Source organism: Klebsiella sp. GW_Kp182, assembly GCF_040062275.1.
GTDB lineage: Bacteria > Pseudomonadota > Gammaproteobacteria > Enterobacterales > Enterobacteriaceae > Klebsiella > Klebsiella michiganensis.
In genome coordinates this window covers 133,004-155,829 of sequence record NZ_JBEAFQ010000003.1, presented here as the reverse complement: position 1 = coordinate 155,829, position 22,826 = coordinate 133,004, and the positions used below count along the sequence as shown (strand labels likewise).

20 protein-coding genes are annotated in these 22,826 nt (G+C 56.7%); 19 read left to right on the top strand and 1 reads right to left on the bottom strand.

What is annotated here, in order from left to right:
* Positions 1-29 precede the first annotated feature (29 nt).
* From nuoG to ABLU88_RS05050, 15 genes are all read left to right on the top strand, one after another.
* On the top strand, positions 30-2,756 hold the full coding sequence (gene nuoG, locus ABLU88_RS05120; RefSeq protein WP_025106677.1) for an NADH-quinone oxidoreductase subunit NuoG: 2,727 nt from the start codon (positions 30-32) through the stop codon (positions 2,754-2,756).
* Positions 2,753-3,730, top strand: coding sequence for an NADH-quinone oxidoreductase subunit NuoH (gene nuoH, locus ABLU88_RS05115; protein WP_004104068.1), 978 nt, complete (start codon positions 2,753-2,755; stop codon positions 3,728-3,730). Before nuoG ends, nuoH begins: the two co-directional genes overlap by 4 nt.
* 14 nt (positions 3,731-3,744) lie before the next feature.
* Positions 3,745-4,287: an NADH-quinone oxidoreductase subunit NuoI gene (gene nuoI / locus ABLU88_RS05110; protein ID WP_004104066.1), complete on the top strand. Its 543-nt coding sequence runs from the start codon at positions 3,745-3,747 to the stop codon at positions 4,285-4,287.
* A 10-nt stretch (positions 4,288-4,297) separates the two neighbouring features.
* Entirely contained in the window at positions 4,298-4,852 is a 555-nt protein-coding gene (gene nuoJ, locus ABLU88_RS05105) for an NADH-quinone oxidoreductase subunit J (RefSeq protein WP_014230252.1), read from the top strand.
* The gene (gene nuoK / locus ABLU88_RS05100) at positions 4,849-5,151 is read left to right on the top strand and encodes an NADH-quinone oxidoreductase subunit NuoK (RefSeq protein WP_004104062.1); all 303 of its coding nucleotides are present in this window, start codon (positions 4,849-4,851) and stop codon (positions 5,149-5,151) included. The genes nuoJ and nuoK overlap by 4 nt, the downstream gene beginning before the upstream one ends.
* A complete protein-coding gene (gene nuoL / locus ABLU88_RS05095) occupies positions 5,148-6,989 on the top strand; it encodes an NADH-quinone oxidoreductase subunit L (protein WP_025106678.1) in 1,842 nt (613 codons plus the stop codon). The genes nuoK and nuoL overlap by 4 nt, the downstream gene beginning before the upstream one ends.
* A 163-nt stretch (positions 6,990-7,152) precedes the next feature.
* On the top strand, positions 7,153-8,682 hold the full coding sequence (gene nuoM / locus ABLU88_RS05090; RefSeq protein WP_004104059.1) for an NADH-quinone oxidoreductase subunit M: 1,530 nt from the start codon (positions 7,153-7,155) through the stop codon (positions 8,680-8,682).
* Between the two features lie 6 nt (positions 8,683-8,688).
* A complete protein-coding gene (nuoN, locus tag ABLU88_RS05085) occupies positions 8,689-10,146 on the top strand; it encodes an NADH-quinone oxidoreductase subunit NuoN (protein WP_004852828.1) in 1,458 nt (485 codons plus the stop codon).
* Between the two features lie 201 nt (positions 10,147-10,347).
* Positions 10,348-10,899, top strand: a complete 552-nt coding sequence (locus ABLU88_RS05080; RefSeq protein ID WP_025106679.1) for a tyrosine-type DNA invertase — start codon at positions 10,348-10,350, stop codon at positions 10,897-10,899.
* A gap of 425 nt (positions 10,900-11,324) precedes the next feature.
* Positions 11,325-11,861 carry a fimbrial protein gene (locus ABLU88_RS05075; protein ID WP_014230249.1) on the top strand — a complete coding sequence of 179 codons (537 nt, stop codon included), beginning with the start codon at positions 11,325-11,327 and terminating at the stop codon, positions 11,859-11,861.
* Positions 11,862-11,923: 62 nt separating this feature from the next.
* Positions 11,924-12,586 carry a molecular chaperone gene (locus tag ABLU88_RS05070; protein WP_048260671.1) on the top strand — a complete coding sequence of 221 codons (663 nt, stop codon included), beginning with the start codon at positions 11,924-11,926 and terminating at the stop codon, positions 12,584-12,586.
* A gap of 30 nt (positions 12,587-12,616) precedes the next feature.
* A complete protein-coding gene (locus tag ABLU88_RS05065; RefSeq protein ID WP_224266003.1) occupies positions 12,617-15,166 on the top strand; it encodes a fimbria/pilus outer membrane usher protein in 2,550 nt (849 codons plus the stop codon).
* Positions 15,167-15,185: 19 nt separating this feature from the next.
* On the top strand, positions 15,186-16,226 hold the full coding sequence (locus ABLU88_RS05060) for a fimbrial protein (protein WP_049083351.1): 1,041 nt from the start codon (positions 15,186-15,188) through the stop codon (positions 16,224-16,226).
* Positions 16,227-16,238: 12 nt separating this feature from the next.
* On the top strand, positions 16,239-16,748 hold the full coding sequence (locus tag ABLU88_RS05055; RefSeq protein ID WP_025106683.1) for a fimbrial protein: 510 nt from the start codon (positions 16,239-16,241) through the stop codon (positions 16,746-16,748).
* Between the two features lie 33 nt (positions 16,749-16,781).
* Positions 16,782-17,312, top strand: coding sequence for a tyrosine-type recombinase/integrase (locus tag ABLU88_RS05050; protein WP_025106684.1), 531 nt, complete (start codon positions 16,782-16,784; stop codon positions 17,310-17,312).
* A 46-nt stretch (positions 17,313-17,358) separates the two neighbouring features.
* Here ABLU88_RS05050 and rnz read toward each other — a convergent pair whose 3' ends face one another.
* On the bottom strand, positions 17,359-18,279 hold the full coding sequence (rnz, locus tag ABLU88_RS05045) for a ribonuclease Z (protein WP_014230243.1): 921 nt from the start codon (positions 18,277-18,279) through the stop codon (positions 17,359-17,361).
* Between the two features lie 184 nt (positions 18,280-18,463).
* Here rnz and ABLU88_RS05040 point away from each other — a divergent pair, with 184 nt between their 5' ends.
* The 4 genes from ABLU88_RS05040 (at position 18,464) to menH (ending at position 22,821) form a co-directional block, all read left to right on the top strand.
* Positions 18,464-18,925 carry a GNAT family N-acetyltransferase gene (locus ABLU88_RS05040; protein WP_004852808.1) on the top strand — a complete coding sequence of 154 codons (462 nt, stop codon included), beginning with the start codon at positions 18,464-18,466 and terminating at the stop codon, positions 18,923-18,925.
* A gap of 97 nt (positions 18,926-19,022) precedes the next feature.
* Positions 19,023-20,318, top strand: coding sequence for an isochorismate synthase MenF (gene menF, locus ABLU88_RS05035; RefSeq protein WP_348836194.1), 1,296 nt, complete (start codon positions 19,023-19,025; stop codon positions 20,316-20,318).
* A 77-nt stretch (positions 20,319-20,395) separates the two neighbouring features.
* On the top strand, positions 20,396-22,066 hold the full coding sequence (menD, locus tag ABLU88_RS05030; protein ID WP_265801539.1) for a 2-succinyl-5-enolpyruvyl-6-hydroxy-3-cyclohexene-1-carboxylic-acid synthase: 1,671 nt from the start codon (positions 20,396-20,398) through the stop codon (positions 22,064-22,066).
* On the top strand, positions 22,063-22,821 hold the full coding sequence (gene menH, locus ABLU88_RS05025; RefSeq protein WP_102802939.1) for a 2-succinyl-6-hydroxy-2,4-cyclohexadiene-1-carboxylate synthase: 759 nt from the start codon (positions 22,063-22,065) through the stop codon (positions 22,819-22,821). The genes menD and menH overlap by 4 nt, the downstream gene beginning before the upstream one ends.
* Positions 22,822-22,826: the final 5 nt, after the last annotated feature.

Sequence of the window (22,826 nt, the reverse complement as noted above, 5' to 3'; positions counted from 1 at the left end):
AAAGGTTTTTTTATTTTGGAAGCACGCTAATGGCTACGATTCATGTAGACGGCAAAGAGTACGAGGTCAACGGAGCGGACAACCTGTTAGAAGCTTGTCTCTCTCTGGGTCTTGATATTCCTTACTTTTGCTGGCATCCGGCGCTGGGAAGCGTTGGTGCTTGCCGCCAGTGTGCGGTGAAGCAATATCAGAACGCGGAAGACACGCGTGGCCGCCTGGTGATGTCCTGTATGACACCGGCATCCGACGGCACTTTTATTTCCATCGACGACGCAGAAGCGAAGCAGTTCCGCGAAAGCGTAGTTGAGTGGCTGATGACCAACCACCCGCACGACTGTCCGGTATGCGAAGAGGGCGGCAACTGCCACTTACAGGATATGACCGTAATGACCGGTCATAGCTTCCGTCGCTACCGCTTTACCAAGCGTACCCACCGCAACCAGGATCTGGGGCCGTTCATCTCTCACGAAATGAACCGCTGCATCGCCTGCTACCGCTGCGTTCGCTACTACAAAGACTATGCCGACGGTACCGACCTGGGCGTCTACGGCGCTCACGACAACGTCTACTTTGGCCGTCCGGAAGACGGTACGCTGGAAAGCGAGTTCTCCGGTAACCTGGTGGAAGTCTGTCCGACCGGCGTCTTTACCGATAAAACGCACTCCGAGCGCTATAACCGTAAGTGGGACATGCAGTTTGCGCCAAGCATCTGCCAGCAGTGTTCCATCGGCTGTAACATCAGCCCCGGCGAGCGCTACGGCGAACTGCGTCGTATCGAAAACCGTTATAACGGTACCGTTAACCGTTACTTCCTCTGCGACCGCGGTCGTTTCGGCTATGGCTATGTCAATCTGAAAGATCGTCCGCGTCAGCCGGTTCAGCGCCGCGGCGACGATCTGATCACCCTCAACGCCGAACAGGCGATGCAGGGGGCGGCAGATATCCTGCGCCAGTCGAAGAAGGTAATTGGTATCGGCTCCCCGCGCGCCAGCATTGAAAGCAACTTTGCGCTGCGCGAGCTGGTCGGCGCCGAAAACTTCTATACCGGCATCGCGAAGGGCGAACAAGCGCGCCTGCAGATGATGCTGAAAGTGCTGCGCGAAGGCGGTATTCATACCCCGGCGCTGCGCGAGATCGAATCCTACGATGCGGTGCTGATCCTCGGTGAGGACATCACCCAGACCGGCGCGCGTATCGCGCTGGCGGTGCGTCAGGCGGTGAAAGGCAAAGCGCGTGAAATGGCGGCGGCGCAGAAAGTCGCCGACTGGCAGATCGCCGCGATCCTTAACATCGGCCAGCGCGCGAAGCATCCGCTGTTCGTGACCAATATCGACGACACGCGTCTTGATGATATCGCCGCATGGACCTACCGCGCGCCGGTGGAAGATCAGGCGCGTCTTGGCTTCGCCATCGCCCACGCGCTGGACGATAGCGCGCCGGCGGTCGAAGGGCTGAGCAGCGAGCTGAAAGGCAAAATCGACGTGATCGTTCAGGCGTTAGCCGGAGCGAAAAAACCGCTGATTGTTTCCGGAACCAACGCCGGCAGCATCGAGGTGATTCAGGCCGCCGCGAACGTGGCGAAAGCCCTGAAAGGCCGCGGCGCTGACGTTGGCGTGACCATGGTCGCCCGGGCAGTGAACAGCGTAGGCCTCGGGATGATCGGCGGCGGCTCGCTTGAAGAGGCGCTGAGCGAACTGGAGACCGGTAACGCCGATGCGGTTATCGTGCTGGAAAACGACCTGCACCGCCACGCTTCAGCCGCCCGCGTTGACGCGGCGCTGGCGAAAGCGCCGCTGGTCATGGTGGTTGACCATCAGCGTACCGCGATTATGGAAAAAGCGCATCTGGTGCTCTCCGCGGCAAGCTTCGCGGAAAGCGACGGTACCGTGGTCAACAACGAAGGTCGCGCCCAGCGCTTCTTCCAGGTTTACGACCCGGCCTACTACGACGCGAAAACCGTGATGCTGGAAAGCTGGCGCTGGCTGCACTCATTGCACAGCACCGTTAACAATCGCCAGGTTGACTGGACGCAGCTGGACCACGTGATTGACGCCGCCATTGCCGCGCTGCCGCAGCTGGCCGGTATCAAAGACGCCGCGCCGGATGCGACCTTCCGCATTCGCGGTCAGAAGCTGGCCCGTGAACCGCACCGCTATAGCGGTCGTACGGCGATGCGCGCCAACATCAGCGTGCATGAACCCCGTCAGCCGCAGGATAAAGACACCATGTTTGCCTTCTCCATGGAAGGGAACAACCAGCCGTCCGCGCCGCGCTCGCAAATTCCCTTTGCCTGGGCTCCGGGCTGGAACTCCCCGCAGGCGTGGAACAAGTTCCAGGATGAAGTGGGCGGTAAACTGCGCCACGGCGATCCGGGCGTGCGTCTGATTGAAGCCTCCGCCAGCGGTCTTGAGTACTTTACCGCGGTACCGGCAAGCTTCCAGGCTGAAGAAGGGAAATGGCGTATCGCGCCTTACTACCATCTGTTCGGCAGCGACGAGCTGTCGCAGCGTGCTCCGGTATTCCAGAGCCGCATGCCGCAGCCATACGTTAAGCTGAACCCGGCAGATGCCGCGAAGCTTGGCGTGAACGAAGGGGCGATGGTTTCCTTCAGCGTTGATGGCCAGGCGCTTAGCCTGCCGCTGGTAATCTCGGCGGGGCTGACGGCAGGGCAGGTTGGCTTACCGATGGGCATGCCAGGGATTGCGCCGGTGCTGACCGGAGCGCGTATTGATACTCTGCAGGAGGCGAAAGCATGAGTTGGTTAACTCCCGATCTCATCGACATTCTGTTAGGCATCCTTAAAGCGGTGGTGATTCTGCTGGTGGTGGTGACCTGCGGCGCGTTTATGAGCTTTGGCGAACGTCGTCTGCTGGGCCTGTTCCAGAACCGTTACGGGCCTAACCGCGTGGGCTGGGGCGGTTCGCTGCAGCTCGTCGCCGACATGATCAAAATGTTCTTTAAAGAGGACTGGGTTCCGCGCTTCTCGGATCGCGTGATCTTTACTCTGGCGCCGGTGATTGCCTTTACTTCGCTGCTGCTGGCCTTCGCCATTGTGCCGGTCAGCCCGACGTGGGTGGTGGCCGATCTGAACATCGGGATCCTGTTCTTCCTGATGATGGCAGGTCTGGCGGTCTATGCGGTGCTGTTCGCCGGCTGGTCGAGCAACAACAAATACTCGCTGCTTGGCGCGATGCGTGCTTCTGCCCAGACCCTGAGCTACGAAGTGTTCCTCGGGCTTTCCCTGATGGGCGTGGTGGCGCAGGCCGGTTCATTCAACATGACCGATATCGTCAACAACCAGGCGCATCTGTGGAACGTCATCCCTCAGTTCTTCGGCTTCGTGACCTTTGCGATTGCGGGCGTAGCGGTATGTCACCGTCACCCGTTTGACCAACCGGAAGCGGAACAGGAGCTGGCTGACGGTTATCACATCGAATACTCCGGCATGAAGTTCGGTCTGTTCTTCGTCGGTGAATATATCGGGATTGTTACCGTATCGGCGCTGATTGTGACGCTGTTCTTCGGCGGCTGGAATGGCCCATGGTTACCTCCTTTCATCTGGTTCGCGCTGAAAACCGCGTTCTTTATGATGATGTTCATTTTGATCCGCGCATCATTACCGCGTCCGCGCTATGACCAGGTAATGTCCTTTGGCTGGAAGGTATGCCTGCCGTTAACGCTGATCAACTTGTTGGTAACGGCGGCTGTCATTCTCTGGCAGGCGCAATAAGGGGTGAATTGACCATGACCTTAAAAGAATTATTGGTAGGGTTTGGCACCCAGGTCCGCAGTATCTGCATGATCGGGATGCACGCCTTTGCCAAACGTGAAACTCGGATGTACCCGGAAGAGCCGGTATATCTGCCGCCGCGCTACCGTGGCCGCATCGTGCTGACGCGCGATCCGGACGGCGAAGAGCGCTGTGTTGCCTGTAACCTGTGTGCGGTAGCCTGTCCGGTAGGCTGTATCTCTCTGCAAAAAGCGGAGACCAAAGACGGCCGCTGGTACCCGGAGTTTTTCCGCATCAACTTCTCGCGCTGCATTTTCTGCGGCCTGTGCGAAGAAGCGTGCCCGACCACGGCGATTCAGTTGACCCCGGACTTTGAGCTGGGCGAATACAAACGTCAGGATCTGGTGTACGAAAAAGAGGATCTGCTGATTTCCGGTCCGGGTAAATACCCGGAATATAACTTCTACCGGATGGCGGGTATGGCAATCGACGGCAAAGATAAGGGCGAAGCAGAGAACGAAGCTAAGCCTATCGACGTCAAGAGCCTGTTACCGTAAGGAGAGGGCAATGGAATTCGCTTTTTATATCTGTGGCCTGATAGCCATCCTCGCAACCCTGCGGGTGATCACCCACACCAATCCGGTGCACGCGCTGCTGTACCTGATCATTTCGCTGTTGGCGATCGCCGGGGTGTTCTTCTCCTTAGGGGCTTATTTCGCCGGTGCGCTGGAAATTATCGTCTACGCCGGGGCCATCATGGTGCTGTTCGTGTTCGTGGTGATGATGCTCAACCTGGGCGGCAGCGAAATCGAGCAGGAGCGCCAGTGGCTGAAACCTGGGATCTGGATCGGTCCGGCCATTCTCGCAGCGGTACTGCTGGTGGTTATCGTTTACGCCATCCTTGGTATTAACGATCAGGGTATCGACGGCGCGGCGATTAACGCCAAAGAGGTCGGTATTGCGCTGTTTGGTCCGTACGTTCTGGCGGTGGAGCTGGCCTCCATGCTGCTGCTCGCGGGCCTGGTTGTTGCCTTCCATATCGGCCGTGAAGAGCGCGTCGGGGAAGTGCTGAGCAACCGTCCGAACGACAGCGATAAAAGAAAAACGGAGGAACACGCATGATCCCCTTAACACATGGACTGATCCTCGCCTCTGTCCTGTTTGTCCTCGGCCTGACGGGGCTGGTCATCCGCCGCAATCTGCTGTTTATGCTGATTAGCCTGGAGATCATGATCAATGCCGCGGCGCTGGCTTTCGTGGTTGCAGGGAGCTACTGGGGCCAGACCGATGGCCAGATAATGTATATCCTCGCCATCACCCTCGCCGCCGCGGAAGCGAGTATCGGCCTGGCGCTGCTGCTGCAGCTCCATCGTCGTCGCCAGAACCTGAACATCGATTCAGTAAGTGAGTTGCGCGGATGAACATGCTTGCCTTAACCATTCTTTTGCCATTGATTGGCTTTGTTTTGCTGGCCTTCTCTCGCGGCCGCTGGTCGGAAAACTTATCCGCCACCGTGGGGGTAGGCTCGGTAGGCCTGGCGGCGCTGGTCACGGCGTTTGTCGGCGTTGACTTCTTCGCCAACGGCAAACAGGCGGTCAGCGTGCCGCTGTGGACCTGGATGTCGGTGGGCGACTTCAACGTCGGCTTCAACCTGGTGCTGGACGGTCTCTCTCTGACCATGCTGTCCGTGGTGACCGGCGTCGGCTTCCTGATCCATATGTTCGCCTCCTGGTACATGCGCGGCGAAGAGGGCTACTCTCGCTTCTTCGCCTATACCAACCTGTTTATCGCCAGCATGGTGGTTCTGGTGCTCGCTGATAACCTGCTGCTGATGTATCTTGGCTGGGAAGGCGTGGGCCTGTGCTCCTATCTGCTGATCGGCTTCTACTACACCGATCCGAAGAACGGCGCGGCGGCGATGAAAGCCTTTGTGGTGACCCGCGTCGGCGACGTGTTCCTGGCGTTCGCGCTGTTCATTCTCTACAACGAGCTGGGCACCCTGAACTTCCGCGAAATGGTCGAACTGGCGCCTGCGCACTTCGAAGCCGGTAATAACATGCTGTGGTGGGCAACCCTGATGCTGCTGGGCGGCGCGGTGGGTAAATCTGCGCAGCTGCCGTTGCAGACCTGGCTTGCGGACGCGATGGCCGGTCCAACCCCGGTCTCCGCGCTGATCCACGCCGCCACCATGGTGACCGCCGGCGTCTACCTGATTGCGCGTACCCATGGCCTGTTCCTGATGACCCCGGAAATTCTGCATCTGGTGGGTATCGTCGGAGCGGTAACGCTGGTGCTGGCAGGCTTCGCCGCGCTGGTGCAGACCGATATCAAACGCGTGCTCGCGTATTCCACCATGAGCCAGATTGGCTACATGTTCCTCGCGCTCGGCGTGCAGGCGTGGGATGCGGCGATTTTCCATCTGATGACCCATGCGTTCTTTAAAGCGCTGCTGTTCCTGTCGTCCGGTTCGGTGATTCTGGCCTGCCACCACGAACAGAATATCTTCAAGATGGGCGGCCTGCGTAAGTCTATTCCGCTGGTATACGTCTGCTTCCTGGTGGGGGGCGCGGCGCTGTCCGCGCTGCCGCTGGTGACGGCAGGCTTCTTCAGTAAGGATGAGATTCTGGCGGGCGCGATGGCGAACGGTCATCTGAATCTGATGGTTGCCGGCCTGGTCGGGGCGTTTATGACTTCCCTGTACACCTTCCGTATGATTTTCATCGTGTTCCACGGCAAAGAACAAATTCACGCTCACGCAGGGAAGGGGATTACCCATCATCTGCCGCTGATTGTGCTGCTGGTGCTCTCGACCTTCGTTGGCGCGCTGATTGTGCCGCCGCTGGAAGGCGTACTGCCGCAGACCACCGAGCTTGAACACGGACGCGTCATGACGCTGGAAATTGCCTCCGGGGTGATTGCTATCGCCGGTATTCTGATTGCCGCCTGGCTGTGGCTGGGTAAACGCACGCTGGTGACGTCGATTGCCAACAGCGCGCCGGGTCGTCTGCTCGGTACCTGGTGGTACAACGCCTGGGGCTTTGACTGGCTGTATGACAAAGTGTTCGTTAAGCCGTTCCTCGGCGTGGCGTGGCTGCTGAAGAGCGACCCGCTGAATGCCCTGATGAACATTCCGGCGATCCTTTCCCGCTTCGCAGGCAAAGGCCTGGTGGTGAGCGAGAACGGCTATCTGCGCTGGTATGTGGCTTCTATGGGCATCGGCGCTGTCGTGGTGCTGGCGCTGCTGATGGTATTGCGTTGAGTTTGAGGATTGTGGGCGTTGTCGGTTAACCCGACTTACAAGCAGTAGGCCCGGCAAGCATAGCGCTGCCGGGCAATAACACCCGCAATCCGAAGTGAATTTTCTGTGAGAATTCGTTGAAAATCGGTCCTGAACGGGACTTTAACAAGGAATAAAGATCGCCATGTTATTACCCTGGCTAATATTAATTCCCTTCATCGGCGGCTTCCTGTGCTGGCAGACTGAACGCTTTGGCGTGAAGATGCCGCGCTGGATCGCGCTGATCACTATGGGATTGACGTTTCTGCTTGGCCTGCAGTTGTGGATGCAGGGCGGCTATTCTCTCACGCAATCTACCGGTATTCCGCAGTGGCAGTCGGAATTCGTGATGCCGTGGATCCCGCGATTCGGGATTAGCATTCATCTGGCTATCGACGGTCTGTCGCTGCTGATGGTGGTGCTGACCGGGCTGCTGGGCGTGCTGGCGGTGCTCTGTTCATGGCGCGAAATCGAGAAATATCAGGGGTTTTTCCATCTTAACCTGATGTGGATCCTGGGCGGCGTGATCGGCGTATTCCTGGCTATCGACCTGTTCCTGTTCTTCTTCTTCTGGGAAATGATGCTGGTGCCGATGTACTTCCTGATCGCGCTGTGGGGCCATAAGGCTTCCGACGGTAAAACGCGTATCACGGCGGCAACCAAGTTCTTCATTTATACCCAGGCGAGCGGTCTGGTGATGCTGATATCCATCCTGGCGCTGGCGTTTGTTCACTTCAACGCTACCGGCGTATGGACCTTCAACTATGAAGAGCTGCTGAAGACGCCGATGTCCCACGGCGTGGAATACCTGCTGATGCTGGGCTTCTTTATCGCTTTCGCGGTAAAAATGCCGGTGGTTCCGCTGCACGGCTGGCTGCCGGATGCGCACTCTCAGGCGCCGACCGCGGGTTCCGTTGACCTCGCGGGGATCCTGTTGAAAACCGCGGCCTACGGCCTGCTGCGCTTTGCGCTGCCGCTGTTCCCGAACGCTTCCGCCGAATTTGCCCCCATCGCGATGTGGCTGGGCGTCATCGGTATCTTCTACGGCGCGTGGATGGCCTTCAGCCAGTACGATATCAAGCGTCTGATTGCTTACACCTCCGTTTCCCACATGGGCTTCGTGCTGATTGCTATCTACACCGGCAGCCAGCTGGCTTATCAGGGCGCGGTGATTCAGATGATTGCTCACGGTCTGTCCGCTGCCGGCCTGTTTATTCTTTGCGGTCAGCTTTACGAGCGTCTGCATACGCGCGATATGCGTCAGATGGGCGGTCTGTGGAGCAAGATCAAGTGGCTGCCTGCGCTGTCGATGTTCTTTGCGGTCGCGACCCTCGGGATGCCGGGTACCGGTAACTTCGTCGGCGAATTTATGATTCTGTTCGGCAGCTATAAAACCGTGCCGGTGATTACCGTTATTTCGACCTTTGGTCTGGTGTTCGCTTCCGTGTACTCGCTGTCGATGCTGCATCGCGCGTACTTTGGTAAAGCAAAAAGCGAAATCGCCGCGAAAGCGCTGCCGGGAATGTCCCTGCGTGAACTGTCGATCATCCTGCTGCTGGTCGTTCTGCTGGTGCTGCTGGGCTTCTTCCCGCAGCCGATTCTGGACACCTCGCACTCTGCGATGAGCAACATTCAGCAGTGGTTTGTTAATTCTGTTTCTACTACAAGGCCGTAATTCGCCATGACAATAACTCCACAACAACTGATCGCACTGCTACCGCTGCTGATCGTCGGCTTGACGGTGGTGGTTGTGATGCTCTCCATTGCGTGGCGACGCAATCATTTCCTCAATGCCACGCTGTCGGTTCTCGGCCTGAACGCCGCGCTGATATCACTCTGGTTCGTGGGTCAGAACGGAGCGATGGACGTCACGCCGCTGATTCGCGTTGACGGTTACGCGATGCTCTATACCGGGCTGGTGCTGCTGGCGAGCCTCGCCACCTGTACTTTCGCCTACCCGTGGCTTGAGGGTTACAAGGACAACAAAGAAGAGTTCTATCTTCTGGTGCTGATCGCCGCGCTGGGCGGTATTCTGCTGGCGGGCGCTAACCATCTGGCGGCGCTGTTCCTCGGCATTGAGCTGATTTCGCTGCCGCTGTTCGGCCTGGTGGGCTACGCCTTCCGCCAGAAACGTTCGCTGGAAGCCAGTATCAAATATACGATTCTGTCCGCCGTTGCCTCTTCGTTTCTGCTGTTCGGTATGGCGCTGGTGTATGCCAACTCCGGTAACCTCTCCTTCCTGGCGCTCGGTAAGAGCCTGACGGATGGCATGCTGCACGAGCCGCTGCTGCTGGCTGGTCTCGGTCTGATGATTGTCGGTCTCGGCTTTAAGCTGTCGCTGGTGCCGTTCCATCTGTGGACGCCGGACGTATACCAGGGCGCGCCTGCTCCGGTTTCCACCTTCCTGGCGACCGCCAGTAAAATCGCCATCTTTGGCGTGGTCATGCGCCTGTTCCTCTATATGCCGGTGGGCGACAGCGAGGCGGTACGCGTGGTGCTGGGCCTGATCGCCTTTGCTTCGATTATCTTCGGGAACCTGATGGCCCTGAGCCAGACCAATATTAAACGTCTGCTCGGCTACTCTTCCATTTCTCATCTTGGCTATCTGCTGGTGGCGCTGATTGCTCTGCAGAGCGGTGAGATGTCGATGGAAGCGGTGGGCGTTTATCTGGCAGGGTACCTGTTCAGCAGCCTCGGCGCGTTCGGCGTGGTGAGCCTGATGTCCAGCCCGTACCGCGGCCCGGATGCCGATTCGCTCTACTCCTACCGTGGCCTGTTCTGGCATCGTCCGATTCTGTCGGCGGTAATGACGGTGATGATGCTGTCTCTTGCCGGTATTCCGATGACGCTGGGCTTTATCGGTAAGTTCTACGTGCTGGCGGTGGGTGTGCATGCGCACCTGTGGTGGCTGGTCGGCGCGGTAGTGGTGGGTTCAGCGATTGGCCTCTACTACTACCTGCGCGTGGCGGTAAGCCTCTATCTGAGCGCGCCGGAGAAACTGAATCGCGATGCGCCGTCTAACTGGCAGTACAGCGCCGGAGGCATCGTGGTGCTCATCTCCGCGCTGCTGGTGCTGGTGCTGGGCGTTTGGCCGCAGCCGCTCATCAGCATCGTACAATTGGCTACGCCGCTGATGTAATGCTATCTTTAGCCAGAGAAAAGGATCGCTTCGGCGGTCCTTTTTTTATCTACGCAAAAGCGCCAGGCGCTTTCTTTACTCTTTTTCGTATTATTCATGCTTTTTATCATATTAATCTCACTTTACGTTTCCACTCATCCTCTTATTTTCCGTACTATTATTACTACGCACGCTATTGTGTTTTGTAGATGGAGAAAGTGAATGAAAACAAGACGTAAGCATTTGACTGTCGGGGAGGTTCAGCGTTTGGTTGAAGCGGCCAGGCGGGGAGCAAACCCGGAGCGCGATGTCTGTTTACTGTGGATGTGTTTTAATCATGGTTGTCGAGTGAGCGAAATTCGTCACTGGAAGCTCTCTGATATCGATATTCAAAGCGGGGTCATTTATATTCGTCGACTGAAGAACGGCTTTTCAACCACTCATCCTATTTATAAACAAGAGGTAAAGGTACTCAACGAATGGCTGCGCGTGCGTGATAATTATCCCGGAAATAATTCTGGCTGGCTCTTTCTGTCACGAAATGGCCAGCCTTTATCCCGGCAGAGAATATACCAGATGATGAAGAACCTGAGCCTCGTCGCCCAGCTGGAAATCAACGCGCATCCGCATATGCTGCGCCACGCATGCGGTTTCGCGCTGGCTAATAAGGGGGTGGATACGCGATTAATTCAGGACTTTCTTGGACACCGGAATATTCAGCACACGGTTATCTATACAGCCAGTAACGATGCGAGGTTTAGAGAAGTTTGGTAAACGGAATAGTCATTTTGTATCAAACTGACTCCTATGCTATCCACAGGTAGTAACAATGTCAATTTATGATTAACAATATTTTTTACTATTATTTTCATATAGTTATATTAAGTATAGGTGTCATTTATTTTTTAATTGTTTTAATTGGCTTTATGTATGGTTTGTTCCGCCTCTCATTCTTTAGCTTTTTATCGTGTTTATTGGGATTTTTCCTGATAAATATGAAATCAAAAACGCCTTCCCTGGCAATTTATATTCTAATTAATTGAAGTGGTCATATTGATACATAATGACCACTTCAAAATATTATATCCATTTCATGGGTCAATGTTTTGTTGCGTTATTAATATCAAACGTAAATAAAAGGATGCGCAGGGTATTGCGCTTATAAGTTAATGCATCGACTGCATTGAAAAGGATAAATCATGAAAAAAACATTACTTGCTGCTGTTGTCGCCGGTTGCGCGGCGTTCTCTGGTGCTGCGCTGGCGGATGACGGTCAGGTGAAGTTTATCGGCGATATTATCGATGCGGGCTGCGACGTGGTGAACGACCTGTCCAACCCGCTGGAAGTTCAGATGGGGCAGATTGCCAAGACCGCGTTTAGCGGTACGGGGTCTACTGCGGCTGAACAGAATTTCGCGATTAAACTGGAAAACTGCCCGACTACCGTCACCAAAGCATCGGTACTGTTCTCCGGCGCTAACGTCAACGGTGATAATGATAAACTGCAGCTGACCGGAGCGGGTACCGATCCTGCCGTTGCCGAAGGCGTGGCCCTGCAGCTGGTTGACGCCAGCAGCAACGCGACGCTGCCGCTCTATACGCGTTCTGCCAGCCTGACCATCCCCGCTACCGGCAATATCGATCTGCCGTTCCGCGTCCGTTATATCCAGACTGAAAGCACTATCGTTGCGGGTAAAGCTGACGGTACAGCCAACTTTACCATCAGCTATAACTAATTTTCCGTCTATATGACAGTGTTAGCGAGCCCTATGTGGCTCGCTTTTCCAGGGAGCTGGAGATGCAAAAATACCTGAAAGTGCTAATAGCTGGATGGCTGTTGGTCGGCGCTGCGGCGCATGCGGGCGTGGTGACCGGCGGTACTCGTCTGATTTATCCCGGCGGTAAAAAAGAGTCCTCACTGAGCGTAACTAATAATGATGCTACGCCTTATCTCATTCAAAGCTGGGTTGAAAGTAATAAGGGCGCAGCCCCTTTTCTGTTAACGCCGCCTTTATTTCGCCTTGAGGGCGAGCAGCAAACCCGACTGCGGGTAATTTACAGCGGCGGCTTACCGGAAAATAAAGAAAGTATGTTCTGGATGAACATCAAAGCGATTCCCTCCTCGCAGGCTAAAGCCGGCGCCAATACCCTACAGATCGCTATCAAAACGCGCATCAAATTAATTTATCGACCTAAATCCGTTGAGGGAACGCCGGAGATGGTGACGGAGCAGCTTCGCTGGACGCGCAGCGGCAATACGCTACAGGTCATGAATCCCACCGCCTTTTATATGAATTTTGCCGAGGTCAAAGTGGGGGGCGCCGAAGTTAAAGAGGCCAATTGGGTGGGGCCAGGGGAAACGGCGCGCTTTCAACTGCCGGGCGTCAGCGCGGGCGCTTTGCAGTGGAAACTGATTAACGATTATGGCGGTACCGGCGCGCTGCACCACGCGACTTTGTAGAGGCTTTCAGGCCAGGGAGTTCCAGGGAAAATGAAAAATAATCATAATAAATGGCGGCTTAACCGGATAGCCGGCGCTCTGGCCGTTGCGCTGCTACCGCTGTGTGAAGATGTCCTGGCGCGGGAGGTTTTTAACCCGGCCCTGTTGGAAATGGACGGCCCGCATACGGGCGTCAGGGATTTATCCGCTTACGAGCAGGCTGGCGGACAGCTGCCGGGGACCTATCGGGTAGATATTTATCTTAATAACGTTTTTATGGACACCCGCGATGTGGTTTTTCAGCAGAGCAAAGGGCCGGGAATAACGGAATTACAGCCTTGCCTGACGGTAGACGATTTGGCCGAATGGGGCGTGCGCGTCTCCCAATTTCCAGAGCTGGGCCGCAGATCGCCCGGCTGCGCGGATATCAGCGTGATACCGCAGGCAAAATCTGATTTTCGCTTCAGCCTGCAGCGCCTGCTATTGAGCTTCCCGCAGGCGGCGGTGACCAGCGCCGCCCGCGGCTGGGTGGATCCGAAACAGTGGGATGAGGGGGTGCCGGCGATCCTGCTGAATTACTCCTTTAGCGGGGCAAATAACTGGTCACGTCAGAACGATACGCCGGACAGCGATAATCAATACGTTAACCTGCGCCCCGGTATCAACGTCGGGCCGTGGCGTTTACGTAACTACACGACCTGGTCGCGCAGCAGCAGCGGGGGAGAGTCCAGCAATAGTTGGGACACGGTTTATACCTATGCGCAGCGCAACATCAAATCGCTACAGGGGGTGATGACGCTGGGCGATAGCAGCACGGACGCCGACGTTTTTGAGGGCGTTCCCTTCCGCGGGGCGATGCTGGCTTCCGATGATGATATGCTGCCGGAAAGCCTGCGCGGCTACGCGCCCGTCGTTCGCGGGATTGCGCGCACTAATGCTCAGGTCATTATTCGCCAGAACGGCTATGAGATTTACCAGACCTACGTTGCGCCTGGCGCTTTTGAAATTACCGATATGTACCCGACCGGCGGCTCGGGTGATTTAGCCGTCACCATCAAAGAGGCGGACGGCAGCGAGCAGAACCTGATCGTACCTTACGCTTCGCTCCCTGTCCTGCAGCGCGAAGGGCGGCTGAAATATAGCATGACCTCCGGCGTGTATCGCGCCTACGACAACAGCATTGACGAAACGCCCCTCACGCAGGCGACGGCAATCTACGGCTTGCCCTGGGGGTTAACCCTGTACGGCGGCGGCCAGTTTAGCAGTAAGTACCAGTCGGTGGCGCTGGGAATGGGGAAAAACCTCGGTGAACTGGGCGCCGTATCGACCGATATCATCCAGGCCTGGTCGACCCGACAGGATAAAGATAAAGAGAGCGGGCAGTCGGTACGTCTGCGTTACAGCAAAGACCTCCCGGGCCTGGGGACTAACGTAAGCCTGGCGGGATATCGCTATGCGACCAGCGGTTACTGGGATATGCAGGAAGTGCTGGATACCTATCGGGATGACAACTACACGCCTTCTATTGAACGGAGGCGCAACCGCGGGGAGGTGACGATCAGCCAGAGCCTTGGCGAAGAAATGGGGTCGCTGTCGCTGAGCTATATTCGCGAAGATTACTGGAATACCGGCCGCACTATGGAGTCAGTGGGCGTCGGATACAACAATAGCTGGCGCGGCATCAGCTATAGCATGAACTACAGCTATAACCGCAATACGACCGACCAGAACACCGGTAAGCGTAATGATGAAGACCACCTTTTTGCCCTGAGCATCAGCGTGCCTTTGGGGGAATGGCTACCGAAGCCGGTTTATGCCAACTACTCCCTGAACAGCAGCAAAAATGGCTCCACCAGCAACAATCTGGGCCTCTCCGGCACCTTGCTGGAGCGTAATAACCTGAGCTGGAGCGTGCAGGAAGGCTACACCAGCCAGGGAAGAGGGGAGAGCGGCAGCGTCAATGCGGACTGGCGTGCAACCTATGCTGAACTTACCGGCGGCTATAGTCATGATAAATACAGCCATCGGCTGAACTACGCTCTGCGCGGCGGAGCGCTGGTACATGAAAACGGCCTGACGCTGGGGCAGCCTTTCGGCGAAACCGTCGCTCTCATCAAGGCGCCCGGCGCCGCCGGCGTCGGCGTGAATAGCCAGACAGGGGTCAGAACCGACTGGCGAGGCTATACCGTCGTGCCTTACGCCTCGCCGTATCGTAAGAATATCCTGACGCTCGATACCACAACGATGCCGGACGATGTCGACCTCGAGTTGGCGACGCAGACGGTCGTGCCTACCCGTGGGGCGGTGGTTCGCGCAAATTATGCCACCAGCGTGGGTAACCGGGTACTGATGACGGTACGCCTGGAGAACGGGCAACCCCTGCCTTTCGGGGCCATGGTCAGCGTCCCCGGGGCGGCATCCTCTGAGCAGGCGTTTATCGTTGGCGATGGCGGACAGGTCTACCTGACCGGACTGGAATCTAACGGCGTACTCAACGTGAAGTGGGGCTCCGGGACGCAAGACCGCTGCCAGATCCACTATGCGCTGCCGTCAGCAAAAGAACTTACCGGCATTATTGTGGCCCAGGCGCAATGCCGATAATCGAAAGGATGCAGAGACAATGAAACGATTTTCATGGGGAATATTAGCGGGCCTGACGGCGCTGGCGATCTCGCCGCAGGCGATGGCGGCAACCGGGTGGTGTCAGAATACCGGTAATGGCGGGGCGCCTTTTCAGGACAGCTTTTCATTTATTGAAAGCTTTACTAATCCCTCACAAAATCAGGCCGGAATGGAGTTTTCCCGTTTGTACCACTGGAGTACCGGGGGAACCTACAAGGCAAAGTGTGACTGTGATAACGCCAGCGGGGTGACGTATTTTAAAGCCACGGTGCCAGGCCTTACCGCGACGCAAAGCCGCAACGGATTAAATTATTACCAGCTAAATAAATACCTGGAAATTGCCACCGAGTTATTTATTGCAGGGGGCGTGAATAAGTATATTCCTACGCCGATTGAGGATAAGAGTAATCAGAATAATCAAGGTTTTGCCTGTAATCCCGGTGGCTCCATTTTTGACACAGGGTCACTGGGATATATTTCGCTTTATTTTACCCGGCCTTTTGTTGGCCAGGTGACGATCCCTCCGACGGTTATCCTGAGTGTTTACGGGACGCGAAAAACGGGCAGCTACAGCGGTATCCCCCTGACGCAAATTTCAATGAGCGGGTCGGTAACGGTTCCGCAGTCCTGCGAGATTAATACCGGTAAAGCGATTAATATTGATTTTGAGGATATTGCCGCCAACCATTTTAAAACCGCGGGCCAGATGCCGAAGGGCTTCTCTCCACATGTTGTTAATATGACGGTGGCCTGTACCAATATTTCCGCCGGGGTAAAAATCGCGCTGTCGTTCCAGGGGATGGCGGATACTAACGATAGCACTGCGCTGGCGACCACCAATCGCGATATTGCGGTGCGCATTGAAAATATTACCGGCGTCAAAATACCGGTCATTTCAGGTCTGCTGCCGGTCAATTTTAATTACCCGAGTCAGACCGGGGACACCACTATGAAAATTTATCCGATTAATACCACCGGGAATTTACCCAGCGGCGGAGGCTTTACCGCTACGGCAACCATTCAGGCAGAAATTGAATAGCAGGAGTAGATAATGAAAAAGACGCTATGGCTGGCATTATTGCTGCCTGTTTTTTCATCCTCGGGCGGGATCCCTTTGAATATTACCGGCAATATTTATTATCTCCCCTGTGACGTCAGTACCGACACGAAGTATCAAGAGGTTAATTTTGGCCCGCTCCTGAATATTGACTTTCAAACGGCCGGCAACGCTTCAGAGTGGAAATCCTTTTACCTGAATGTCGAAAACTGCCCGGCGGGGACAACAAAAGCAACGGTAAAATTTGACGGCGTTATCGACGTTGATGATGCCAGACATTTTGCCAATATGGCCGCCAGCGATGCGGCGCAGAATATCGCACTGCAAATCACCAGTAGCGATCACTCTACTCTTTATAAAAATCAGGACCAGATGAGTATTGCTATCGACGGCAGTACCGGGAAAGGCGTATTCCCGCTGGCTGCCCGTTTATATTCAACCCGGGGTGGAGCAACGGTGGGTAAATTTGAGTCTATTGTACAGCTGACATTTACCTATCAGTAATTTTATAGTCAAATGGATGAAAAGGAATAACGTATGCAGGTAGATACGGAATATCTTAGCGTCAAGGACGTTGAGCGTCTGGTACTTGCTGCACATTATTGTGCGCACCCGGAAAGAAATAGCTGCATGATCCAGATGTGTTTTTTGCACGGTTGTCGGATTAACGAAATTACCGCCTTGACCTTGCGGGATGTCGACCTGTCGCGAAAACGGGTTTATATTCGCCGGGCGCGTCACGGTATCTCTGGGTATCATCCCTTACAACCCAAAGAAATTATCTCATTACAGCGCTGGCTACTGGCCAGAGAGTGTTACCCGGCTCATAACGATTTGCTGTTTATCTCTTCCCGGGGCAATCAGATGACGCGCCAGCGTTTTTATCAAATTATTCGCGAGTGCTGCGAGCTGGCGAAGCTGAAGCAAAATATTCATCCCAGGATGCTGCGCCACGCGTGCGGCTATGAGCTGGGAAAAAAAGGAATTGATGACGACTCGATCCAGGATTACCTGGGCTATCGCAATTTAAAATCTATTCTGCGTTATAACAGCTACGCTGAAGAGTAATGGCTGGCGTATTCGCGGCGTCTCTCTGCCGCGGTACGCCGCTTTTTTATTCTACGCTATACGCCATGAAATCTTCCGCCAGTACGGTAGACGGAAATATCTCTCTGCACTCTGCCAGCAGACGCTGGCAGCCTTCAGCGTCATAGCGAGAGCTAAAGTGGGTGGCGATAAGCGTGCCGACGCCCGCGTCGCGCGCCAGCGCCGCCGTTTGCTGGCTGGTTGAATGCCCGCGGCTGTTCGCTTTTTCCGCCATCGCCTGTTCGAGCGTCACCTCGTGAACCATGACATCCACGCCGCAGGCCAGCTCCCGCGCCGCCTCGCAGGGGGCGGTATCGCCGAAAATAGCCAGCTTCTTACCCGGCGTTGCCGGGCCAAGGTAGCGGCTGCCGTCAATCCGCCTTCCATCTTCCAGCTCAACCGTTAATCCCTGTTTTAAGCGCTGAAATAACGGACCGGGAGGCACGCCTTCGGCGATAAGCTGCGCGGCGTCAAGGGTGCCCGGCTTATCATGCTGTTCGATACGATAGCCGTAGCATTCGACCGGGTGGTTGAGCGGCCAGGCGGTGACCCGGAAGCCGGCTTCATCGAGCACCAGTCCCGGCCCGACTTCGATAATCGTCAGCGGGTAATCGGTCCAGGAACCGCTGAGGCGCAGCGCGGTTTCCACGAACGCTTTAAGTCCTTTCGGTCCGTACAGCGTCAGCGGCAGAGAATTACCCTGCATCGAGCGGCTGCACAGCAGGCCGGGGAGACCGAAGAGATGATCGCCATGTAAATGCGTAATAAAAATCTTATTCAGCTTGCCGGGATGATAAGGGGTACGCAGAAACTGATGCTGAGTTCCCTCCCCGCAGTCGAACAGCCACATCTCAGCCATTGTTGGCTGTTGCAAATTCAGCACTATCGACGTCATATTACGCGTACGGGTAGGCACGCCAGCGGATGTCCCCAAAAAGAGTAATTCCATCGTCCAGTGTCCTTAGGGCGTGAGTCAAAAAACAAAGTATACCCGTCATACTTCAAGTTGCATGTGTGTTGGCTGCACTCGTTCACCCCAGTTACTTACTCATGTAAGCTCCAGGGGATTCGCTCGCTGGCCGCCTTCATGCCACTTGAATTATTTAGGGTTAAAATTAATTAAGGAAGCGCAGATGATTACATGGCAGGATCTTCACCACGGTGAACTGACCGTCCCACAGCTCTACGCCGTGCTGAAATTACGCTGTGCGGTGTTCGTTGTCGAACAAACCTGCGCCTATCAGGACGTCGACGGCGACGATCTGGTGGGGGAGAATCGCCATCTTCTCGGCTGGCGCGGCGATGAGCTGGTAGCCTACGCGCGCATTCTCAAGAGCGATGATGAGTTTGAACCGGTGGTGATTGGCCGGGTGATTGTCAGCCAGGCGGTACGCGGCGAGAAGCTGGGCTATCAGCTGATGGAACAGGCGCTGGCCAGCTGCCGGCAACACTGGCCGCAAAAGGCTATCTATCTTGGCGCCCAGGCGCACCTGCAAAAATTCTACGCCAGCTTCGGTTTTGTGCCGGTGACTGAGGTTTACGACGAGGACGGCATCGACCATATCGGCATGGCGTTCGAAATCGCCACCCACTAACCGCCGCGCTAATTAAAAACCGCTCCCTCATCGTGGGTACTGCTATTCCTCAGTAGTACCCCGTATAATGTGGGGTTTTTACTCCGTGGAGGTTTGCGTGCTGTCTGTATCCACCGCGCTGGAAAGCCTGTATCGCTGCCTGGATGAAGCGTTCCCGCCATCGCCCGGCACGCGAATTTTCGATGTCCCCTTCGCGCTGAATGACGCATTTGATCCCCTTCTGTGGTGCACGCATCAGCCGCAGTGGCCGCAGTTCTACTGGCAGCAGCGCAGCGGCGATGAAGAGCTGGCCGCGCTGGGGGCGGTGCAAATCTTTGCTTCCCTTGAGCAGGCGCACGCTTTTTTGCGCCAGCAGGGGCGTGAAGATCTGCGAATTTGCGGCCTTAACGCCTTTCATCCTCAGCAGGGTCTGTTGATCTTGCCGAGGCTGGAGTGGCGTCGGCTGGGCGGCAGCGCCACGCTACGCCTGGTGTTATATAGCGAGACCTCGCTCCGTGACGATGCCCGTGCGGCACGTGAATTTCTCGATTCGCTGGTGGCGAAACAGGCGCAGGCTACCGCGATGCCCTCTCTGCTGAGCGAACAGCATTTCCCGGCTTATCCGCAGTGGAGAGAGCTGATTGCGCAGGCGACGCAGGCGATAGCGGCGGGGGAGATGGATAAAGTGGTGCTGGCTCGCGCCACCGATTTGCACTTCGCCGCTCCGTTAAACGCCGGAGCGATTATGGCGGCCAGCCGCCGCAGCAACCTTAACTGCTTCCACTTCATGATGGTCTTTAACGCGCAAGAGGCCTTTATGGGGTCTACGCCGGAACGGCTGTGGCGGCGTCGCGGGGCGCTGCTGCGTACCGAAGCGCTGGCGGGAACCGTTGCCAGCCATGCGGACGATCGCCAGGCGCAGCGTTTGGGTAACTGGCTGATGGCCGACGATAAGAACCAGCGCGAAAATATGCTGGTGGTGGAGGATATCTGTCAGCGGATGCAAGGGGAGACCCGCGCGCTGGAAGTCCTGCCGCCGCAGATTGTCCGTTTGCGGAAAGTACAGCATCTCCGGTGCTGTATTTGGGCCGAGCTGGAGAAGCCTGACGATGCCCGCTGCCTTCATCAGCTCCAGCCCACGGCGGCGGTTGCTGGTTTACCGCGCCGGGTTGCGCTGGATTTTATCACCCGTAATGAGCTTTTTACCCGCGGCTGGTATGCAGGCTCCGCCGGCTATCTGTCGCTGGCGCAAAGCGAATTTTGCGTTTCTCTGCGTTCGGCGAAAATCGAACAGCGTACGCTCAGACTCTACGCCGGTGCGGGGATCGTCAGCGGTTCCGACCCGGAGCAGGAGTGGCAGGAAATTGAAAATAAAGCCGCGGGATTGCGTTCGTTACTGCTGTCAGAAGTATAGAGAAAACGATGCATATCAAAACGGCAACAGTTTGCTTTATCTATACTTAGCCTCAATATTTGATACTGGACAAATTCATGTCTGTAAGCGCATTTAACCGACGCTGGGCGGCGGTGATCCTTGAAGCATTGACGCGCCACGGCGTGCAGCATATCTGCATTGCGCCCGGATCGCGCTCGACACCTTTAACCCTGGCGGCGGCGGAAAACCGCGCATTTATTCACCATACCCACTTTGATGAACGCGGCCTCGGCCATCTGGCGTTAGGGCTGGCGAAAGCCAGCGGTCAGCCGGTGGCGGTGATTGTGACCTCCGGTACCGCGACGGCTAACCTCTATCCGGCGCTGATTGAAGCCGGGCTGACCGGTGAAAAACTCATTTTACTGACCGCCGACCGGCCGCCGGAGCTGATTGACTGCGGCGCGAATCAGGCGATTCGCCAGCCGGGCATGTTTGCTTCGCACCCGTCGCAGACGCTATCCCTGCCGCGTCCGTCGCAGGATATCTCCGCCCGCTGGCTGGTCTCGACCCTCGACCAGGCGCTCGGCGCGCTGCACTGCGGCGGCGTTCATATTAACTGCCCGTTTGCCGAACCGCTGTATGGCGATATGGACGACACCGGCGCCGAGTGGCAGCAGCAGCTCGGCGACTGGTGGCAGAGCGACAAGCCCTGGCTGCGTCACTCTCTGCATCTGGAAAGTGAAAAGCAGCGCGACTGGTTTTTCTGGCGGCAGAAACGCGGCGTGGTGGTCGCCGGGCGGATGAGCGCGGAAGAGGGCGTCAAGGTGGCCGAGTGGGCGAAGACCCTCGGCTGGCCGCTGATTGGCGATGTGCTCTCGCAAACCGGGCAGCCGCTCCCCTGCGCCGACCTGTGGCTGGGCAACGGCAAGGCGGTCAGTGAACTGGCGCAGGCGCAAATCGTTGTTCAACTGGGCAGCAGCCTGACCAGCAAACGCGTTTTGCAGTGGCAGGCCACCTGCGAACCCGAAGAGTACTGGCTGGTGGATAATTTGCCGGGGCGACTGGATCCCGCCCAGCATCGCGGTCGCCGGCTGGTGTGCGCCATCGACCGCTGGCTTGAACAGCATCCGGCGGAAAAACGACAGCCGTGGCCCACCGTCATTCCCGAGCTTTCGCGCCAGGCATGGCAGGCGGCGGTCGCCAGCAGCGAGGATTTCGGCGAAGCCCAGCTGGCGCAGCGAATCCGGCGCTATCTGCCGGAACAGGGCCAGCTGTTTGTCGGCAACAGCCTGGTGGTGCGCTTAATTGACGCGCTGTCGCAGCTACCGGCAGGTTACCCGGTCTACAGCAATCGCGGGGCCAGCGGAATAGACGGCCTGCTGGCGACGGCGGCCGGGGTGCAGCGCGCCAGCGCGCGTCCGACGCTGGCTATCGTCGGCGATCTTTCGGCGCTTTACGATCTCAACTCGCTGGCCCTGCTGCGTCAGGCCTCCGCGCCGCTGGTGCTGATTGTCGTCAACAATAACGGCGGGCAGATTTTTTCCCTGCTGCCCACGCCGCAGGAGCAGCGCAGCCAGTTCTATCTGATGCCGCAGAATATCCATTTCGCGCACGCGGCGGCGATGTTCAATCTGACTTACCATCGCCCTGCGGACTGGAATGAGCTGGAGCAGGTGCTGGACGTTGCCTGGCGAGGACCCGGCGCGACGTTGATTGAGCTGGCGGTTAATGAAACCGACGGTACGCAAACGCTTCAGCAGCTGCTGGCGCAGGTGAGTCAGCTATGACGCTGCACGCGGTGGCTGAAAGCGGCCTGCCGGGCTATCCCTGGCTGGTCTTTTTGCACGGTTTTGCCGGGGATAGTCATGAGTGGCGCACGGTGGGGCAGGCGTTTGGCGCGTATCCGCGTCTCTATATTGACCTGCCTGGCCACGGCGGTTCGGCGCATATCGCCGTAAACCATTTTGCCGATGTCAGCGAGTTGATTAAGAATACGCTTAATAGTTACAACATACTTAAGTACTGGCTGGTGGGATACTCCCTCGGCGGACGGGTGGCGATGTTCTATGTCAGCCAGCCGCGCGAAGGGCTCTGCGGGCTGGTCGTCGAGGGGGGGCATCCGGGCCTGGGGGATGATAACCAGCGTAGGCTGCGCCGGCACAGCGATGCCGCCTGGGCTGAACGCTTTCGCCGCGAGCCGCTGACCCAGGTCTTTGCCGACTGGTATCAGCAGCCGGTCTTCGCTTCCCTGGACGCAGCGCAGCGGGCGGCTCTGGTTGCGCTACGCAGCCGCAATAACGGCGGAGCGTTGGCGGCGATGCTGCAGGCCAGCTCGCTGGCGGAACAACCCGATCTGCGCGCGTCGTTACGGGCGCGCGATTTCCCTTTTCATTATCTTTGCGGCGAACGCGACGGCAAGTTTCGCGCCATCGCCGATGAACTCTCCGCCACCGCGCACGTGATTAATCATGCCGGACACAACGCGCATCGGGAAAACCCCGATGCTGTCGTGGCTTGTCTGGCGCAGTTTTTAGCGAGTTAACCGAA

Coding starts and splice junctions, on each gene's coding strand:
- nuoG (WP_025106677.1), top strand. CDS start 30: ATGGCTACGATTCATGTAGACGGCAAAGAGTACGAGGTCAACGGAGCG.
- nuoH (WP_004104068.1), top strand. CDS start 2,753: ATGAGTTGGTTAACTCCCGATCTCATCGACATTCTGTTAGGCATCCTT.
- nuoI (WP_004104066.1), top strand. CDS start 3,745: ATGACCTTAAAAGAATTATTGGTAGGGTTTGGCACCCAGGTCCGCAGT.
- nuoJ (WP_014230252.1), top strand. CDS start 4,298: ATGGAATTCGCTTTTTATATCTGTGGCCTGATAGCCATCCTCGCAACC.
- nuoK (WP_004104062.1), top strand. CDS start 4,849: ATGATCCCCTTAACACATGGACTGATCCTCGCCTCTGTCCTGTTTGTC.
- nuoL (WP_025106678.1), top strand. CDS start 5,148: ATGAACATGCTTGCCTTAACCATTCTTTTGCCATTGATTGGCTTTGTT.
- nuoM (WP_004104059.1), top strand. CDS start 7,153: ATGTTATTACCCTGGCTAATATTAATTCCCTTCATCGGCGGCTTCCTG.
- nuoN (WP_004852828.1), top strand. CDS start 8,689: ATGACAATAACTCCACAACAACTGATCGCACTGCTACCGCTGCTGATC.
- ABLU88_RS05080 (WP_025106679.1), top strand. CDS start 10,348: ATGAAAACAAGACGTAAGCATTTGACTGTCGGGGAGGTTCAGCGTTTG.
- ABLU88_RS05075 (WP_014230249.1), top strand. CDS start 11,325: ATGAAAAAAACATTACTTGCTGCTGTTGTCGCCGGTTGCGCGGCGTTC.
- ABLU88_RS05070 (WP_048260671.1), top strand. CDS start 11,924: ATGCAAAAATACCTGAAAGTGCTAATAGCTGGATGGCTGTTGGTCGGC.
- ABLU88_RS05065 (WP_224266003.1), top strand. CDS start 12,617: ATGAAAAATAATCATAATAAATGGCGGCTTAACCGGATAGCCGGCGCT.
- ABLU88_RS05060 (WP_049083351.1), top strand. CDS start 15,186: ATGAAACGATTTTCATGGGGAATATTAGCGGGCCTGACGGCGCTGGCG.
- ABLU88_RS05055 (WP_025106683.1), top strand. CDS start 16,239: ATGAAAAAGACGCTATGGCTGGCATTATTGCTGCCTGTTTTTTCATCC.
- ABLU88_RS05050 (WP_025106684.1), top strand. CDS start 16,782: ATGCAGGTAGATACGGAATATCTTAGCGTCAAGGACGTTGAGCGTCTG.
- rnz (WP_014230243.1), bottom strand. CDS start 18,279: ATGGAATTACTCTTTTTGGGGACATCCGCTGGCGTGCCTACCCGTACG.
- ABLU88_RS05040 (WP_004852808.1), top strand. CDS start 18,464: ATGATTACATGGCAGGATCTTCACCACGGTGAACTGACCGTCCCACAG.
- menD (WP_265801539.1), top strand. CDS start 20,396: ATGTCTGTAAGCGCATTTAACCGACGCTGGGCGGCGGTGATCCTTGAA.
- menH (WP_102802939.1), top strand. CDS start 22,063: ATGACGCTGCACGCGGTGGCTGAAAGCGGCCTGCCGGGCTATCCCTGG.